General features: G+C 63.3%; 19 protein-coding genes and 1 other RNA gene. 14 read left to right on the forward strand and 6 right to left on the reverse strand.

Annotated features, from left to right (window positions below; all coding sequences use genetic code 11):
• Nucleotides 1-169: 169 nt before the first annotated feature.
• Entirely contained in the window at nt 170-826 is a 657-nt protein-coding gene (locus ACWGS8_RS23565) for a c-type cytochrome (RefSeq protein WP_454583163.1), read from the reverse strand.
• A 193-nt stretch (nt 827-1,019) separates the two neighbouring features.
• On the opposite strand from ACWGS8_RS23565, the gene ACWGS8_RS23570 reads away from it, so the two are divergent.
• Together ACWGS8_RS23570 and ACWGS8_RS23575 are read left to right on the forward strand one after the other, a co-directional pair.
• Nucleotides 1,020-1,748 carry a 3-deoxy-manno-octulosonate cytidylyltransferase gene (locus ACWGS8_RS23570; protein ID WP_454583164.1) on the forward strand — a complete coding sequence of 243 codons (729 nt, stop codon included), beginning with the start codon at nt 1,020-1,022 and terminating at the stop codon, nt 1,746-1,748.
• A gap of 39 nt (nt 1,749-1,787) precedes the next feature.
• The gene (locus ACWGS8_RS23575) at nt 1,788-2,651 is read left to right on the forward strand and encodes a prephenate dehydratase (protein ID WP_064984594.1); all 864 of its coding nucleotides are present in this window, start codon (nt 1,788-1,790) and stop codon (nt 2,649-2,651) included.
• Between the two features lie 52 nt (nt 2,652-2,703).
• Here the strand turns inward: ACWGS8_RS23575 and ACWGS8_RS23580 are convergent, their stop codons facing one another.
• The 5 genes from ACWGS8_RS23580 to ACWGS8_RS23600 form a co-directional block, all read right to left on the reverse strand.
• On the reverse strand, nt 2,704-3,129 hold the full coding sequence (locus ACWGS8_RS23580) for a PIN domain-containing protein (RefSeq protein ID WP_454583165.1): 426 nt from the start codon (nt 3,127-3,129) through the stop codon (nt 2,704-2,706).
• On the reverse strand, nt 3,129-3,380 hold the full coding sequence (locus tag ACWGS8_RS23585; protein WP_454583166.1) for a type II toxin-antitoxin system Phd/YefM family antitoxin: 252 nt from the start codon (nt 3,378-3,380) through the stop codon (nt 3,129-3,131). The genes ACWGS8_RS23580 and ACWGS8_RS23585 overlap by 1 nt, the downstream gene beginning before the upstream one ends.
• A gap of 162 nt (nt 3,381-3,542) precedes the next feature.
• The gene (locus ACWGS8_RS23590) at nt 3,543-3,848 is read right to left on the reverse strand and encodes a Dabb family protein (RefSeq protein WP_454583167.1); all 306 of its coding nucleotides are present in this window, start codon (nt 3,846-3,848) and stop codon (nt 3,543-3,545) included.
• 31 nt (nt 3,849-3,879) lie between these two features.
• Nucleotides 3,880-4,824, reverse strand: coding sequence for an NAD(+) diphosphatase (nudC, locus tag ACWGS8_RS23595; protein WP_454583168.1), 945 nt, complete (start codon nt 4,822-4,824; stop codon nt 3,880-3,882).
• 69 nt (nt 4,825-4,893) lie between these two features.
• Complete coding sequence (locus ACWGS8_RS23600) at nt 4,894-5,313, reverse strand: HIT domain-containing protein (RefSeq protein ID WP_454583169.1); 420 nt, start codon at nt 5,311-5,313, stop codon at nt 4,894-4,896.
• 145 nt (nt 5,314-5,458) lie between these two features.
• Here ACWGS8_RS23600 and ffs point away from each other — a divergent pair.
• The 12 genes from ffs (at nt 5,459) to ACWGS8_RS23660 (ending at nt 17,165) form a co-directional block, all read left to right on the forward strand.
• Nucleotides 5,459-5,555: signal recognition particle sRNA small type (ffs, locus tag ACWGS8_RS23605), an RNA gene on the forward strand.
• 103 nt (nt 5,556-5,658) lie between these two features.
• A complete protein-coding gene (locus ACWGS8_RS23610) occupies nt 5,659-7,476 on the forward strand; it encodes a DNA polymerase III subunit gamma/tau (RefSeq protein WP_454583170.1) in 1,818 nt (605 codons plus the stop codon).
• Between the two features lie 23 nt (nt 7,477-7,499).
• On the forward strand, nt 7,500-7,823 hold the full coding sequence (locus ACWGS8_RS23615) for a YbaB/EbfC family nucleoid-associated protein (RefSeq protein ID WP_454583171.1): 324 nt from the start codon (nt 7,500-7,502) through the stop codon (nt 7,821-7,823).
• A gap of 75 nt (nt 7,824-7,898) precedes the next feature.
• Nucleotides 7,899-8,306: a hypothetical protein gene (locus ACWGS8_RS23620; RefSeq protein WP_454583172.1), complete on the forward strand. Its 408-nt coding sequence runs from the start codon at nt 7,899-7,901 to the stop codon at nt 8,304-8,306.
• Nucleotides 8,307-8,535: 229 nt separating this feature from the next.
• Nucleotides 8,536-9,522 carry a cell wall hydrolase gene (locus ACWGS8_RS23625; RefSeq protein ID WP_454583173.1) on the forward strand — a complete coding sequence of 329 codons (987 nt, stop codon included), beginning with the start codon at nt 8,536-8,538 and terminating at the stop codon, nt 9,520-9,522.
• Nucleotides 9,523-9,607: 85 nt separating this feature from the next.
• The gene (gene recR, locus ACWGS8_RS23630) at nt 9,608-10,213 is read left to right on the forward strand and encodes a recombination mediator RecR (RefSeq protein WP_454583174.1); all 606 of its coding nucleotides are present in this window, start codon (nt 9,608-9,610) and stop codon (nt 10,211-10,213) included.
• A gap of 20 nt (nt 10,214-10,233) precedes the next feature.
• Complete coding sequence (locus ACWGS8_RS23635; protein ID WP_454583175.1) at nt 10,234-11,481, forward strand: lytic murein transglycosylase; 1,248 nt, start codon at nt 10,234-10,236, stop codon at nt 11,479-11,481.
• A 261-nt stretch (nt 11,482-11,742) separates the two neighbouring features.
• Nucleotides 11,743-13,386 (forward strand): ABC transporter substrate-binding protein, encoded by a 1,644-nt coding sequence (locus tag ACWGS8_RS23640; protein WP_454583176.1) that lies wholly within the window; start codon nt 11,743-11,745, stop codon nt 13,384-13,386.
• An 18-nt stretch (nt 13,387-13,404) separates the two neighbouring features.
• On the forward strand, nt 13,405-14,466 hold the full coding sequence (locus ACWGS8_RS23645; RefSeq protein WP_454583177.1) for an ABC transporter permease: 1,062 nt from the start codon (nt 13,405-13,407) through the stop codon (nt 14,464-14,466).
• 196 nt (nt 14,467-14,662) lie between these two features.
• On the forward strand, nt 14,663-15,589 hold the full coding sequence (nikC, locus tag ACWGS8_RS23650) for a nickel transporter permease (RefSeq protein ID WP_454583178.1): 927 nt from the start codon (nt 14,663-14,665) through the stop codon (nt 15,587-15,589).
• On the forward strand, nt 15,586-16,422 hold the full coding sequence (locus tag ACWGS8_RS23655; protein ID WP_454583179.1) for an ABC transporter ATP-binding protein: 837 nt from the start codon (nt 15,586-15,588) through the stop codon (nt 16,420-16,422). The genes nikC and ACWGS8_RS23655 overlap by 4 nt, the downstream gene beginning before the upstream one ends.
• The gene (locus ACWGS8_RS23660; RefSeq protein WP_454583180.1) at nt 16,419-17,165 is read left to right on the forward strand and encodes an ABC transporter ATP-binding protein; all 747 of its coding nucleotides are present in this window, start codon (nt 16,419-16,421) and stop codon (nt 17,163-17,165) included. The genes ACWGS8_RS23655 and ACWGS8_RS23660 overlap by 4 nt, the downstream gene beginning before the upstream one ends.
• Nucleotides 17,166-17,177: the final 12 nt, after the last annotated feature.

A 17,177-nucleotide genomic window follows, 5' to 3' on the forward strand; every position in this document is an offset into this window, starting at 1 on the left:
ACTATCCTCTTCGTGATGCCTCTCTCCGGACCATCCAGAAAGGGCAATCTAGATGATTTGGCGCTCCTGAAAACCGCCATGCGCGGCTTTGTCGCCGCATATGCGTTTTTCCTAACGAAAAAGCCGGGCAGAACCCGGCTTTTCTATGAACGCTTCCATGACAATTTGGTTATTTGGCCGGCGCGGCTGGTGCTGCCGGAGCCGCGGGCGCGGCAGGCTTGGCCGGTGCGGCGCCGTCGGCAGGCTTGGCGGGCGCGCTGGCGTCGGCGGCGGCGCCCGGTGCCGGCAGCGGCTTGGGATTGTCCGACAGCGTGCGCAGATAGGCGATGACGTTGGCGCGGTCCTCGTCCTTGGGCAGGCCGGCGAAGCCCATCGCCGTGCCCTTCACGAATTTCTTCGGCGAGGTGATGAAGTGGTTGATGTTGTCGTAGGTCCACTTCTCGGTGCCGCCCTTGGAAAATTCCTTCATGCCGGCCGAATAGGCGAAGCCTTCATGTTCGGCGACAGGACGGTCGACGAGGTCCCACAGATCGGGGCCGACCTTGTTGGGGCCGCCCTTTTCACCGGAATGGCAGGCCTGGCATTTCTTGAAGACGGCAGCGCCCGCCTCGACATTGGCGGTCTGCAGCAGATCGGCGATCGGCTTGGCTGCGGCGGCCGGCGCGGCCGGGCCGCCTTCGGCGGGCTCCGCGGCCTCGATGGCAAAACCGGGCTTTTCAGGAGCCGGCGAGGCAAACAGCGCGTCAGATACCAGGCCGACCGAGAAAACGACGAAAACGGTTCCGAGCAATCCGGCGAGCAGTTTGTTGACTTCGTTGGAATCCATACGCCCCTTGCTCCCTTTTCCGGCGGACCGAACCGTCCACTCCGTCCGTCGGTATCGAGACCTGCCCTCCAGAGCCGGTCAAATCGGGCGGAAACTAGGTCTTTTGCTCGGGCGTTGCAACACCTATAAGGGCGCTGCCAGTGAGACCTTTTGCCACTTTTCCCCTCCTCTTTTCGAACGCCTTGCCATAGCGATGTCCACCCTGATCCTGATACCGGCCCGCATGGCCTCCACCCGCCTGCCGGGCAAGCCGCTGGCCGACATATCCGGCGCCCCGATGATCGTCCATGTCGCCCGCCGCGCGGCCGAAGCAGGCCTCGGCCGGGTGGTGGTGGCGACCGACACGCAAAGCGTCGCCGAAGCGGTGCGCGCGCATGGTTTCGAGGCGGTGATGACGCGCATCAAGCACGAATCCGGCTCCGACCGCATTCACGAGGCGCTGGCCGCGCTTGATCCAGGACGCAAGGTCGAAACGATCGTCAATGTCCAGGGCGACCTGCCGACCATCGATCCCGGCATCATCGCCGCCTCGCTCAGGCCGTTCGAGGACGCGGCGGTGGATATCGCCACGCTTGGCGTCGAGATCGTCCGCGAAGAGGAAAAGACCAACCCGAACGTCGTCAAAATCGTCGGTTCGCCGCTGTCAGCCACGCGGCTGAGGGCGCTCTATTTCACCCGCGCCACCGCACCTTGGGGCGACGGGCCGCTCTATCACCATGTCGGTCTCTACGCCTATCGGCGCTCGGCGCTCGAACGCTTCGTCGCGCTGAAACCGTCGCCGCTGGAGCGCCGCGAGCGGCTGGAGCAGTTGCGGGCGCTGGAAGCCGGCATGCGCATCGATGCCGAGATCGTCCGGTCGCTGCCGCTCGGCGTCGACACGCCGCAAGACCTTGAGCGCGCCCGAACCATCCTTTCCAACTGAGAACTCCCTCTTCGACACCCGTGAATCGAGATCTGGCCCATGCCTGAAAAGACCAACAGAATATCCTTCCAGGGCGAGCCGGGCGCCAATTCCGACACCGCCTGCCGCAACGTCTATCCCTCGATGGAACCGTTGCCGTGCCCGACCTTCGAGGATGCCTTCAACGCGGTCGAGACCGGCAAGGCCGACCTCGCCATGATCCCGATCGAAAACACCATCGCCGGTCGCGTCGCAGACATTCACCATCTGCTGCCGGAATCGCGGATGCACATCGTCGGCGAATATTTCCTGCCAATCCATTTCCAGTTGATGGTGCTGCCCGGCGTCAAGCGCGACGAGATCAAGACCGTGCACAGCCACATCCACGCGCTTGGCCAGTGCCGCAAATACATCCGCAAGAACGGCTGGAAGGCGGTCGTCGCCGGCGATACGGCGGGTGCGGCCAAGATGATCTCCGAGGTCAAGGACCGCACCATGGCCGCGCTGTCGCCGGCGCTGGCCGCGACGCTCTACGGGCTCGATATCATCGAGGAAAATGTCGAAGACACCGATTCCAACGTCACCCGCTTCGTCGTCCTGACCAAGAGCAAGCAATGGGCCGAGCGGCCGTCTGCCGACACCAAGATGATGACCACCTTCATCTTCCGCGTCCGCAACGTGCCGGCCGCGCTCTATAAGGCCATGGGCGGTTTCGCCACCAACGGCATCAACATGACCAAGCTGGAGAGCTACCAGCTTGGCGCATTCACGGCGACGCTGTTCTACGCCGACATCGAGGGCCATCCCGACGACCCGCTGGTCAAGCTGGCGCTGGACGAGCTTCGCTTCTTCTCCCGCGAGGTGCGGATACTGGGCGTCTACCCGGCCAGCGAGTCGCGTGAGCAGTGGAAAGTGGCGGATTAGTGCATGTAGCCCGTTGGGGACGAGGACATGCATGAAACGATGACTTAAAAACCTACGCCTGGATGTCCCACGGATTTACCAGGGCTACCCCCATTCCCTCGAAATCGCCAATGTTGCGCGTCACCAGCGTCATCCGCCGGGTAAAGGCCGTGGCTGCGTTATAGGCGTCATTGATCGGTTTGGGATTGGGCACATGCCATTGTGCCGCCTGAACGGCCGCTGCGTCGTCCAGCGGCAAGATTCGACCGGAAAATGTTGTGACAACCGCATTTTCCAACCAATTGCGCAGCACTTTGCCAGCAACGGCATCATGGTGTTCCACCAGTCTTACGCCAATCTCCAGTTCGTGCAGGACTACGGACGAAATGAAGGTTTCGGCAGGGTCGACGGTTTCGTTCCAGAGCACGACATTGGGATGCGCCCTGCCACTCGATACCTTTCGCAATTCGGACACGACATTGGTATCGAGCAACAGCATCAGGACAGGTCTACTGGTCGGGCATGTTCCGTGCGGGGCGGGAGCGGCAAGTCAAGGTCACCTGCTTCCGGTGTGGCCAGCATGTCACCGAGCGACCGCGTTTTACCAGTGAGCCGTTTATATTCATCGAACGACAAGAGGACATGCACTGGCCGCCCTCTGTCGGTGATGATAACGGGGCCGTCCTTGGCAGCACGTTTTGCGCGGCCAAGATCCTGGTTGAGTTCGCGACCTGAAAGCGTGGTGATCATATCAATTTCACAAATGTGGTTACGTAACCACATTTAGTCTGTTCGAGCAGGAATTGCAAGGTTGAGCGTGCGAAAGGCTATCCATCGCAAGTCTCCGATAGGGTTGCGCCCGCCTTGCTGGGAACGCCATGGCGCTTGCTGTTGTTCGACGACGGCTTGCGCTTAAATCACCGCGCCCAGCGGCACATAGTCGATCTCGAGAAATTTCTCGACCTCCGGGATCCAGCGGTCGCGCACGAAGGCGACATGGTCGGGGTGGTCGTTGTATCTGGTGTAGGCGGCCTGGTCGGCGAACTCCATCGAGAAGCCGAAATGATAGTCGTTCTTGGGGCTGATCTGCCGCAACTGTTCGAAATGCGTGACGCCCCGGATCGCCGAGAGGATCTTCTTGGCGTCGACCAGGAACCGCTTTTCCTCGAGCGAGTGCGGTGCGTGCTTCAGCGTGAAGACGACGGTGTGACGGATCATTTGTCTCTCCTGCAATGACTTTCGGTATTGGCTATTCGCTGTCGACCCATGCGCGGATGAGGTGGTGCGCGATCGCCCCTTTCGGCGGTGTGACCAGATTGTCGGCATGCTCCCTGGCCAGCATCAGGCGCACCTCGTCGCGGCCGAACCAGCGGCAGTCCTCCAACTCGTTGAGATCGGCCTGGATGTCCTCATTGAGCGGCTCGCCGAAGCAGCCGATCATCAGCGAATAGGGAAACGGCCAGGGCTGGCTGGCGTGGTAGACGACGCGGCCGAGCCGGATGCCGGCCTCCTCCAGCGTTTCGCGGCGCACCGCGGCCTCGATCGTCTCGCCCGGTTCGATGAAGCCGGCCAGCGCCGAATACATGCCTGGCGCGAAATGCCGGCCGCGCCCGAGCAGGCATTTTTCCCGCGTCGCCGTCAACATGATCGCCACCGGGTCGGTGCGCGGAAAATGCTCGGTACCGCAATTCGGGCAATGGCGCTTGTAGCCGCCGGCCCGCATTTCGGATTGCGTGCCGCACTTGCTGCAGAAACGATGGCTGGCGTGCCAGGCGAGCAGGGCAGCCCCTTGCGCCATCGCGCCGGCGGCCGCTTCGTCGATCAGTCCTTGCATGTAGACCGAGCGGTAGTCGATCGCCTTGACGGTCTCGGGCAGCTGTTCGGCCTCGATTGCGACAGGCAGCGCCAGCACCGGCCCCTGTTCGGAAAAGCCGAGCAGCACAGCCCCGGCGAAGGACGGCTTGAAGGGCTCGCTCCCGGCGGCGTCGAACCAGGGATCGAGACTGCCGCTTGTTCCAAGCTTCAGGTGGAGCCGGCCGCCATTCATCAAAAGCAGCCGCGTCGTCGGATCCGCCAGCGCCTTGTCGACCGAATCGTCGGCTCGATTCTCGGATTGCCGGTCGATCGTGTTGCCGGCAAAGCCGACGAACTGGCTCGGCTCGCGCAAAGGCGCGTCAAACAGGCGGAAGCTCATGCGGACTCTGATGCTTTGGGATGGACATGTTTTGAAATGCGCGTGTTTGGACTAAACACCGGGGAAGGCTTATAGCGCCGCCCTTATCGTTTCGGCAAACCGGCGCAGGTCGGAATGTTGATAGGGCTCGCGCAGGCCATACCCCCAGACCGGGCCGGGCCAGCCGGGATCGCCTTCGGACCGTGCGACGATATGGATATGCAGTTGGCGCACGATATTGCCGAGCGCGCCGGTGTTGATCTTGGCGCAGCCGCTGACTTTCTTCAGCGCCTGCGCCACCATATTGGTCTCGAAGGTCAGCATCGCCTGGTCGAGCGGCGTCATGTCGTGGATTTCTTCCGCGCCCGGCCGCTGCGGCACCAAGACCAGCCACGGCCAGCGGCGGTCATTCATTACGCGCAATTCGCACAGCCCAAGCCACATCAACTGCTCGCTGTCCGCCTCCAGCCGGGCATCCAGCGTGAATCCGGCCTTTAGGCCCGGCAGCATCGGCGTTTCCCCTTGCTTTTCTTGGTTTCCTCGAACCATGAACGCTAGAGCGGCTGCATCGGGGCTGCAAGCGAATCTCTTGTGTGATGGCGCCGATTTGCCTGCGCACTTGCATTTCGTCGCGCAATTGCCGATATGGACAGCGGGAGGTTGGTGGTGGACGATCCACTCGCCAACCGGGTCAGGTCCGGAAGGAAGCAGCCCTAACGAGCCCGGAACGGGTCATTGTTCCAGCCTCCCACCTCATCGGGCCACCTCGCGACATTGACGACGCATTGCAGCGCGGGCGAGACTATGCGCAGGAATGGCGCCCTGGGGCGCGGCCTTTTGGAGCTTAACGGGCGAATGAGCGAAGCCGGAAATTCGGGGCCAAAAAACCCGGAGAATGGAAAGGCCGCCGCCTACCGCGTGCTGGCGCGCAAATACCGTCCGTCGAATTTTTCCGAGCTGGTCGGCCAGGAGCCGATGGTGCGCACCCTCACCAACGCCTTCGCCACCGGCCGCATTGCCCAGGCCTGGATGCTGACCGGCGTGCGCGGTGTCGGCAAGACCACCACGGCGCGCATCCTGGCGCGGGCGCTGAACTACAACACCGCGGCCATCGACCAGCCCTCCGTCGACCTCGCCGTGCTCGGCGAGCATTGCCAGGCGATCATGGAAGGCCGTCATGTCGACGTCATCGAGATGGACGCCGCCTCGCACACCGGCATCGACGATATCAGGGACATCATCGAGCGCGTGCGCTACGCGCCGGTGTCGGCCCGCTACAAGGTCTACATCATCGACGAGGTGCACATGCTGTCGACGCCGGCCTTCAACGGCCTGCTGAAAACGCTGGAAGAGCCGCCGCCACACGTCAAATTCATCTTCGCCACCACCGAAATCCGCAAGGTTCCAATCACGGTCCTGTCGCGCTGCCAGCGCTTTGACCTCAGGCGCATCGACGCCGGCGCGCTCGTCGCGCATCTCTCTTCGATCGCCGCCAAGGAAGGCATTTCGGTCGACGACGACGCGCTGGCGATGATCGCGCGCGCGGCCGAAGGGTCGGCTCGCGATTCGCTCTCCATCCTCGACCAGGCGATCGCGCATGGCGCCGGCGCCGTCGGCGCCGAGGCGGTGCGGGCCATGCTGGGGCTGGCCGACCGCGCCCGCATCGTCGACCTGTTCGAACATGTGATGAAGGGCGACGTCGCGGCGGCACTCGCCGAATTCCGCGCGCAATACGACACCGGCGCCGATCCGGCCGCCGTGCTGACCGATCTTGCCGAGTTCAACCATCTCGTCACCCGGTTGCGTTTCGTGCCGACCGCCATGGACGATGCATCGCTGTCGCAGGACGAGCGCCAACGCGGCGCCGATTTCGCCAAAGCGCTGTCGGTCCGCGTGCTGTCGCGGACCTGGCAGATGCTGCTCAAGGGCATTCCCGAGGTGCAGTCCTCCAACCGGCCGGTCAGTGCCGCCGAAATGGTGCTGATCCGGCTGGCGCATGCCGCCGACCTGCCGACGCTGGACGAGGCGCTGCGATCCCTGGACGGGGCAACAACAGTTCAAAATGGCGCATCGCGTCCGAACGGGGCACCCGCTAGCCCCGGCAATGGCGGCGGAGCCAGTGCGGTGGCGCAGGCGCGCATGCCATCCGGGTCCGGTGGGGCGCAGACCATGCGGCTGGTCGAGGCCACGCCCGCGCCGGCCGCCTTCGTCGCGCCGCCCGCGCCGGTGTCCGAGCCGCAGCAAGTGCCGGTCAGGTCGCTGGCCGACATTGTTGCCCTTGCCGACGCGCAGCGCGACATCGCCTTCAAGGTGCTGGTCAAGCGCTGCATTCGTCCCGTCCGCTTCGAGCCCGGCCGCATCGACGTCAGCCTGACCGACGATGCGCCCAAGCTGCTGCTCAACGATTTGACGACGAAACTGCGCGCCTGGACCGGCCGCAACTGGTTGGTGTCGCTATCGAAGGAAGAGGGCGGCCAGACACTGGCCGAAATGGAATCGACCAAGCGCGAAAACGCCTTCCTCGATGCCAAGAGCGATCCGACGGTCGCCGCCATACTGGCGCGCTTTCCCGGCGCCAAGATCATCGACGTGCGCATTCCCGACGCGCCGGAGGCAGACGCGACCGAAGCCGAAGTGCCGGTCGAGCCGCCGGCGGATGACGACGAGACCTGATAAACCAAGACAAGGATCGGACCATGAAAGATCTTCTCGGCCTGATGGGCAAGGCGAAGGAAATGCAGGCCAAGTTCCAGGCCATGCAGGATGAGATCGCCACGGTCGAATCCGTCGGCCAGGCTGGCGGTGGCCTGGTCAGCGTTACCTTGAGCGGCAAGTTTGAGATGAAGGTGCTGAAGATCGACCCTTCTCTGTTCAAAGAGGATGAGGTCGAGATCCTCGAGGACCTGATTCTCGCCGCCCACAATGACGCAAAGGCCAAGGTCGAGCAGATCATGCAGGAAAAGACCAAGGCGCTGACATCAGGCCTGCCGATCCCGCCGGGAATGAAGCTGCCGTTCTGATACGTCTCGCCCAAGGCCGTGCGGCGGTTTTGGGTAACGACATGCGTGAAAGTAGACCTCAGCGGCGATGCGCCCATGACCGAAGAGCCGTCCGAAAGACTGATCGAGCAGCGTATCCGCAACAGGATCTACGAGATTCTGGAAGTTCTCGCCGATTGCGATGCCGGCGTCGATATTGTCGGCATCAAGGGCTACTTCTACCTGTTCGAGGATTTCGTGCACCGCCCCTCGATCGAGGCCGGCACGTCGGCGCTTTCGAAGGACGAGCGCTCTGTCGTGCTGGAGATCGCCGAATTCCTCGAGGCGGCCTCCGAAACAAATCCCGATTTCACCAAGGCCGAATTCATCGACAGCGACTGGCCGGGAAAGATCGCGCCGGCGGCCAGGGACGCGCGGGCACTGTTCCTCAGGCGCGGCCTGTTTTCGGAGAAGGTCGAGGAGCTTGAGCCTGGCCAGGCGGCGGCGATTTCGGCTGGGCGGTAGCGATTCCCGGAAAAACGGGACGAAGATTTGCCCTCGGCAATTGCGGCGAAACCAAGAGAGAGCGGTCATCGCTTTTGTGAAATGACGGCCCGATCTATCTGGAAAGCCTCGAAATTGTGCCTTTTCAGCAACAGTTCGTTGTTAATAACGTTTTGGCCATCATTTTGCCCGAAAGTGTCTCATTCTTGCCGCAGCCTGGGGGCGGGCATTGAAGTGAGAGGGTAGCCTGTTGATCGTCACGCGATGGAAGACGCCGCTGTTGCTCGGCGTCATCACGTCTCCCCTGTTTTTGGCCGCCTGCAGCCAGACCACTTCGCACGGCATGTCCGTTGCAGGCCTGACCGATGCCATTACGCCAAGTTTCCTGACGTCGCGCGCCTCCAGCCACTCGCCGAAGGACAGGGAGTGCCTGGAACGGGCAATGTTCTTTGAATCCAACCGGTCGAGCCGCGACGGCATGATCGCCGTCGGCACGGTGGTGATGAACCGGCTGCGCTCCGGCAACCATGGCAGCACCATCTGCCAGGTGGTGGGCGAGCCGGGACAGTTCGCGCCGGGCGTCATGACCAGGCCGATGAATTCGCGCGCAATGCCCGATGTCGAGGAAGCGGCCGACGCCGTGCTCAAGGGTGAGCGCAAGGCCAAGCTGAAGAACACGATGTATTTCCACACCGCCGGCCTGCGCTTCCCCTACAAGAACATGCACTACACCATGGTCGCCGGCGGCAATGCCTTCTACGAGAAGCGTGGCCGCAACTGGCAGCCGCTGCCGGATGAGCCGATGGTTGCCTCCGTGGCGCCGGAAACCGTGAAGCCGGCCGCGCCGGTGACGATGGTTGCCTCGGCCGAACCGGTGCGCCCGGCCAAAACGTCCCGCACCGCTCCGGCGCAGCAGGTCTATATGACCGCCGCCGCGGAACCGGCCCGTCAACCCAAAACCAAGACCGCCCCGGCTCAAGATATCTATGTGACCGCTGCCGTGGCCCCCACGGCAAAGTCGGCGCGCGTAACCGTGAAGCCGACAATGGTCGCGATGCAGGAGCCGATGGAAGAACCGGATGCTTCCCGTTTCGGCGGAACCTTGAACACCCGCGTCATCTCCTCGGTTCAGGGTGCGCCGCAAGAGGCGGCGATGGGGTTCCAGTCGACGCCCGAGAATACCGACGCCATTGGCGCGATGATCGCCAGCCAGTCTCGACCGCTCGAGATCAACTGATTGCCACGGCTTCGCTTGGCAGCATGGCGACCATGCGCGAACGCAGGATGTTCCAAAGCGCTCTGAAAAATCCTAGATCAGAGCAATGTCCAAGCGAATCGCCGGTCCCGAGATCGAACGCCTGATCCAGCTCCTGGCCAAGGTGCCGGGGCTCGGGCCCCGTTCGGCCAGGCGCGCGGCGCTGCATCTGATCAAGAAGAAGGAACAGCTGTTGTCGCCGCTTGCCGCTGCCATGGCCGAGGCGGCCGACAAGGTGCGCATCTGTTCCACTTGCGGCAATGTCGACACATCGGACCCTTGCATGATCTGCACCGATCCGCGCCGCGACGCCGCCACGCTGATCGTGGTCGAGGACGTCTCGGATCTCTGGGCGCTGGAGCGGGCAGCGGCGATGAATGTGCGCTACCATGTGCTGGGTGGCACGCTGTCGCCGCTCGACGGTGTCGGCCCCGACCAGCTCAACATCCGCTCGTTGATAGACCGCGTCGCCGGCGGCGAGGTCAAGGAGATCATCCTGGCGGTCAACGCAACGGTCGAGGGCCAGACCACCGCGCACTACCTCACCGACCAGCTGTCCGGCTTCGATATCAAGGTGACAAGGCTGGCGCATGGCGTGCCGGTCGGCGGTGAACTCGACTATCTCGACGAGGGCACGCTCGCCGCCGCACTGCGCTCGCGGACGGCGTTTTGACGCAATTGGCGGGGGCCGAGATGACCGCATTCCTTCGCACAATCACCTTCGCCCTTATCGCGACGCTTTTCGCCGTCCTCCTCGCTGCCCCCGCCTCTGCCGCCAAGATCGACGACCAGTTCCGCGCCTGGCTGCAGAACGACCTCTGGCCGCAGGCCAAAACCAAAGGCATATCCAAGCCGACCTTCGATGCCGCCTTCGACGGCATAAAGCCCAATCTGAAGCTGCCCGACCTTGTCATGCCCGGCGAGCAGCCGAAGACGCCGCAGAAGCAGCATCAGGCCGAATTCGGCTCGCCCGGCGCCTATTTCGCCGAGAAAACGGTTCGTGCGGTGACGTCAGGCGGCCGCGCGCGCGAAGCCACGAACGCCAAAACGCTCGCCGCCATCGAAAAGCGCTATGGTGTGCCCGGCGAGATCCTTATGGCGATCTGGGGCCGCGAGACCGGCTTCGGCGCGGCAAAGATGCCTTACGATGCCTTCGAGGTGCTGGGCACCAAGGCGTTCATGTCGACGAAGCAGGATTTCTTCCGCACCGAGCTTTTGGCCGCGCTGGAAATCGTCCAACGCGGCCTCGCCCCGGTCGGCGCGATGAAATCGTCCTGGGCTGGTGCGCTTGGCCAGCCGCAATTCATGCCGACCTCCTTTCTCAAGCATGCCGTGGATTTCGACGGCGATGGACGCGTCGACATCTGGAACTCGACGCCCGACGTGCTCGCCTCGATCGCCAATTATCTCGTCCACTATGGCTGGGTGAGGGGACGCGGCTGGGGGTTCGAGGTGACCGTGCCCGAAAGCGTCTCCTGCTCGCTGGAAGGTCCCGATCAGGGCAAGAAGATCTCTGAGTGGGCTGCTATGGGCATCAAGCGCGTCGGCGGCAAGCCGTTTCCGGCGAGCGAGCTGAAGGCGGAAGGCTTCCTGCTGATGCCGGCCGGCCGCAGCGGGCCGGCTTTCATCGCCACTCCCAATTTCTATGTGCTGAAGGAATACAACACCAGCGACCTCTATGCGCTGTTCATCGGCCATGGCGCCGACCGCATTGTGCATGGCGACCAGAATTTTTCCGGCAGTTGGGGTCCGGTCGGCGATCTCCACCGCTCCGACATCGCCGCCCTGCAACGCGCGCTGGAAGCCAAGGGCTATGATGTCGGCAGCGCCGACGGCCTGCCCGGCTTCAAGACCCGCCGCTCGATCGGCAAGTGGCAGGCCAAGAACGGCCAGGCCGCGACCTGCTTTCCCGATGCCGGCCTGGTCGCCGCGCTGAAATAGCTGAAAAATTAGCAGATTTTTCTCGTTTGGCTGCCTTGATCGGCCAGCCCGTGCGTCGACGCGCCAGCCGCCATTCTGCTCCAATCGGCTGCCGAATAAATGCTCGTTGCCCGGCACGAGACCACTGGATATGCTGTTGACCAATTGGACAAAAACCACGACGGTAAGGGGCTAAAGGGCTGCCGTTTGGCCCTGACAAGAATTCTGCAACCCTGAGCCGGGAACTCAGGTCAACAACCAACAAAACAGGGAACAATCACTATGATGATGGAAAAGTTTGCTCTTCGCTCGCGCGCCTTGCTAGCGGGCGCGGCGATGTCCGCGCTGCTCGTTGGCGCAGCGCCCGCCTTCGCGGTCACACCCGCCGACACGCTGGTCGAGGGCTTCGCCATCGACGACATCATCTCCATGGATCCGGGCGAGGCGTTCGAACTGTCGACCGCCGAAGTCACCGGCAACACCTATGATCTGCTGGTCCGCCTCGACCTCGGCGACACCTCCAAGGTCAAGCCGGATCTCGCAGAGAGCTGGACCGTCTCCGACGACGGCCTGACCTATACGTTCAAACTCAAGCCAGGCCTCAAATTCGCCTCGGGCAACCCGATCACCGCGGCCGACGTCGCCTATTCGTTCGAACGCGCCGTCAAGCTGGACAAGAGCCCGGCCTTCATCATCGATCAGTTCGGCATCAGCGGCGACAACGTCACCGAAAAGGCCAAGGCAATCGACGACACCACCTTCCAGTTCACCGTCGACAAGGCCTATGCGCCGAGCTTCGTGCTGAACTGCCTGTCGGCCACGGTCGCTTCCGTTGTTGACGCCAAGCTGGTCAAGGAGCATGTCGCCGCAGTGACGCCGAGCGCCGACTACAAATGGGACAACGACTTCGGCAATGCCTGGCTGAAGACCGGCTATGCCGGCTCCGGCGCCTACAAGCTGCGCGAATGGCGCGCCAACGAAGCCGTCGTCATGGAGCGCAACGACAATTATCACGGTGAAAAGGCCAAGCTCGCCCGCGTCATCTACCGCAACATGAAGGAAAGCTCGGCCCAGCGCCTGGCGCTCGAAGCCGGTGACATCGACGTTGCCCGCAACCTTGAGCCGAACGACCTCGACGCCATCGCCAAGAACGCCGATCTCACCACCACCAGCGCGCCGAAGGGCACGGTCTACTACATCAGCCTCAACCAGAAGAACCCGAACCTCGCCAAGCCCGAGGTTCGCCAGGCCTTCAAATACCTGGTCGACTACGATGCGCTGAGCTCGACCATCCTCAAGGGTATCGGCGAAATCCACCAGTCATTCCTGCCCAAGGGCGATCTCGGCGCCATCGACACCAATCCCTTCAAGCTCGATGTCGCCAAGGCCAAGGAATTGCTGGCCAAGGCCGGCCTGGCCGACGGCTTCAGCGTCACCATGGATGTACGCACGGGCCAGCCGATCACCGGCATGGCGGAATCGATCCAGCAGACGCTCGGCCAGGCCGGCATCAAGCTGGAGATCATTCCAGGTGACGGCAAGCAGACGCTGACCAAATACCGCGCCCGCAACCACGACATCTACATCGGCCAGTGGGGCCAGGACTATTTCGATCCGAACTCCAACGCCCAGACCTTTGCCTCGAATCCCGACAATTCGGATGCCGGCAAGTCGCACACGCTCGCCTGGCGCAATTCCTGGGATATTCCGGACCTGACCAAGGAAACCGAAGCGGCACTGCTGGAGAAGGATGCGGGCAAGCGGGCTGATATGTACAAGGATTTGCAGCAGAAGATCCTCGACACGAGCCCCTTCGTCATCATCCATCAGCAATTGGAAGTGGCCGGGCTGCGCAAGAACCTCAAGGGCTTCGCACTCGGTCCGAGCTTCGACAGCAACTTCGTCGGCCCGGTCTCGAAAGAATAAAGCCGACGGACGCGCCGCATGAGCGCGATTGAAAACGAGAGCGGGCGCGGCAGCGCCCGCGCGGTCGCCATCGCGTCGGCGATCGGCCGCTTCCTGGTCATCGCGGTCACGACCTATCTGGGTCTGCTCGCGGTGACGTTCTTTATCGGCCGTGTCATCCCGATCGATCCGGTGCTGGCGGTGCTCGGGGATCGGGCGCCTCTCAATGTCGTGGAGCGCACGCGCCGCGAGATGGGCCTCGACCTGCCGCTGATCGAACAGTTCTACATCTATGTGAAAAATGCCCTGAACGGCGATTTCGGCACATCGGTGCTGACCACCAATCCGGTCATGACCGATATTCGCCGTGCGCTGCCGGCAACGACGGAACTGGCCACGCTGGGGACACTGATTGGCGCGCTGTTCGGCGTACCGCTCGGCGTGCTGGCCGCGGTCAGGCGCGGCAGCATTATCGACCAGATCGTGCGCGTCATTGGCCTGATCGGCTATTCGGTGCCGATCTTCTGGCTCGGCCTTCTGGGCTTGGTGCTGTTCTACGCCAAATTGCAATGGGTGGCCTTTCCGGCCCGGCTCGATGTCGTCTACGAATACACCTTCACGCCGATCACCGGTTTCTACCTTCTCGATTCGGCGATGCAGGGTCAGTGGGATGTCTTCTGGGATGCCTTCCGCCACATCATCCTGCCGGCCTCGCTGCTGGGCTATTTCTCGCTCGCCTATATCAGCCGCATGACGCGCTCGTTCATGCTCAACGAACTCGCCCAGGAATACATCGTCGCCGCGCGCGCCAAGGGCCTGTCGGAAACCCGCATCATCTGGGGCCACGCGCTGCGCAACGCAGCGGTGCCGATGGTGACGGTGATCGCGCTCTCCTATGCCGGCCTTCTCGAAGGCTCGGTGCTGACCGAGACCGTCTTCTCCTGGCCAGGCATCGGCCTCTACATCACCAACTCGCTGCAGAACGCCGACATGAACGCCGTGCTCGGCGGCACCATCGTCATCGGTTCGGTGTTCATCGGCATCAACCTCCTGTCGGATCTTCTTTACCGCGTGCTCGACCCGAGGACGAAGACAGGATGAGCAGAGCTATCCCACCTTCGGGCTCGGCTGCGGCCAATCACCCCCACTCCGGCCCTTCGGGCCACCTCTCCCCCTGCCCGGGGGACAGGAAAGCCCTGTCGCACGCTTGGCGCCTTTCCTCTCCCCGGTCGAACGGGGGAGAGGTGGTCTGCGGAGCAGACCGGAGTGGGGGTCGACAGCTTCAAGAGGCATCATCATGACCGCCTCCGACATCCGCCCCTTCTCTCGTCGCGACTGGTTGCTCAGTGAGCGCCCGGCTTCGCGCATGCAGGCAAGGCTTGGCCGCGCCTATGTCGCGTGGCGGCGTTTCTCCGCCAACCGGCTGGCGTTCGTCGGCCTGCTGATCATCATCGCCTTGCTGGTCATCGCCGCCCTTGCCGGCGTGCTGGCGCCCTATTCGCCGACCTTCGGTGATCTCAAGAATTCCCGGCTGCTGGCGCCCAGCGCCGGGCACTGGTTCGGCACCGACGACCTCGGCCGCGATATCCTTTCGCGCATCCTCTACGGCTCGCGCTGGACGCTCTATGTCGTCATCCTGGTCGCCATTATCGCCGCCCCCATCGGCCTGCTGGTCGGCACCGTCGCTGGTTACGCCGGCGGCTGGACCGATGCCATCCTGATGCGCATCACCGACATCTTCCTCGCCTTCCCCAAGCTGGTTCTGGCGCTGGCCTTTGTCGCTGCCCTCGGCCCCGGCATCGAGAACGCGGTGCTGGCTATAGCCATCACCTCCTGGCCGCCTTACGCGCGAATTGCCCGCGCGGAGACGCTGACGGTGCGCAATTCCGATTACATCAAGGCGGTGCAATTGATGGGCGCCTCACCCTTCCGCATCGTACTGCGCCACATCATGCCGCTTTGCATCTCCTCGCTGATCGTGCGCGTGACGCTCGACATGGCCGGCATCATCCTGACTGCCGCCGGACTTGGCTTCCTCGGCCTCGGCGCCCAGCCGCCGCTGCCCGAATGGGGCACCATGATTGCGTCGGGCCGCCGCTTCATCCTTGACCAGTGGTGGGTGGCCGGCGCGCCCGGCTTCGCCATCCTCGTCGTCAGCCTCGGCTTCAACCTGCTTGGCGACGGCTTGCGCGATGCCCTCGATCCCCGGAGCGGTGACCAATGAGCGGCACGCTGCTTGAGGTCGATGATCTTCGGGTCGATTTTCCGACCCGCACCGGCCTGGTCCAGGCCGTGCGTGGCGTTTCCTTCACGCTCGGCCGCGAGCGGTTGGGCATTGTCGGCGAAAGCGGATCCGGCAAGTCGCAGACCGGCCGCGCCATCATGGGCCTGACGCCGCCGCAGGCCCGGATATCCGCGAGGAAACTGGCCTTCGACGGCATTGACCTGCTCGGCATTTCGGCGCGCCAGCGCCGCGCATTGCGGGGCAACCGCATCGCCATGATCCTGCAGGATCCGAAATATTCGCTCGACCCGGTGATGAGCATCGGCAGGCAGATCGTCGAGACGCTGCGCACGCATGAGAAGGTGTCCAAACCCGAGGCGCGTGAACGCGCGCTGGCCATGCTGGAAGCGGTGCAGATCCGCGATCCCAAACGCGTCTTCGACCTGCACCCGCACGAAGTGTCAGGTGGCATGGGCCAGCGCGCCATGATCGCCATGATGCTCATCGCCGGGCCGGAAATGATGATCGCCGACGAGCCGACCTCGGCGCTCGACGTCACCGTGCAACTCGACGTGCTCGGCATCCTCGATAAATTGGTCAGCGATCGCGGCATGGGCCTGATCTTCATTTCGCATGACCTGCGCCTGGTCTCGTCCTTCTGCGATCGCGTCATCGTCATGTATGCCGGCAAGGTGGTCGAGCAGCTCAAGGCCTCCGAACTCGGCCAGGCCCAGCATCCTTACACGCGCGGCCTGCTCAACTGCATGCCCAGAATCGGCTTCGAGCGCCACCCGCTGCCGGTACTCGACCGCAAGCCGGAGTGGGCGGCATGACAGCAGCGATCGCCGTCGACGGGCTGGAAGTGATCTTCGACCGGTTTCGCGCGCTGAAAGGCGTCAGCCTCGAAGTCAGGTCGGGCGAATCCTTCGGCCTGGTCGGCGAGAGCGGTTCCGGCAAATCGACGCTGCTCAGGGCAATCGCCGGCCTTGCGCCGGTCGCTGCAGGTAGTATCACGGTCAACGGCAAGACGCTCGGCGCGCGCCGCGACAAGGCCTTTTATCGCGAAGTGCAGATGGTCTTCCAGGATCCTTATGGCTCGCTGCACCCGCGCCAGACCGTCGACCGCCTGCTGCAGGAGCCGCTTGCCATCCATGGCTTTGCCGATGGCGAAAAGCGCATCGAGCGGGCGCTCGACGAGGTCGGCCTTGGCGACGGCTTTCGTTTCCGCTACGCGCATCAATTGTCGGGCGGCCAGCGCCAGCGCGTGGCGATCGCACGTGCGCTGATCCTCGAGCCATCCATCCTGCTGCTCGACGAGCCGACCTCGGCGCTCGATGCCTCGGTGCAGGCCGAAGTGCTCAATCTGCTGGAAGAGGTCCGCCGACGGCGCAAGCTGACCTTCCTGATGGTCAGCCACGACCTCGCCATCATCACCCATATGTGCGAGCGGCTGATGGTGATGCAAAGCGGCGAGGCGGTCGAGAACCTCACGGCGGCCCAACTTGTCGCGCACCGCGTGACAGAGGATTATACGCGCAATCTGCTCAGGGCGAGTGAGGGGTTTGTGCGAGCTTAGCTGGACGTTCGA

It is taken from the genome of Mesorhizobium sp. 43Arga (assembly GCF_053714255.1).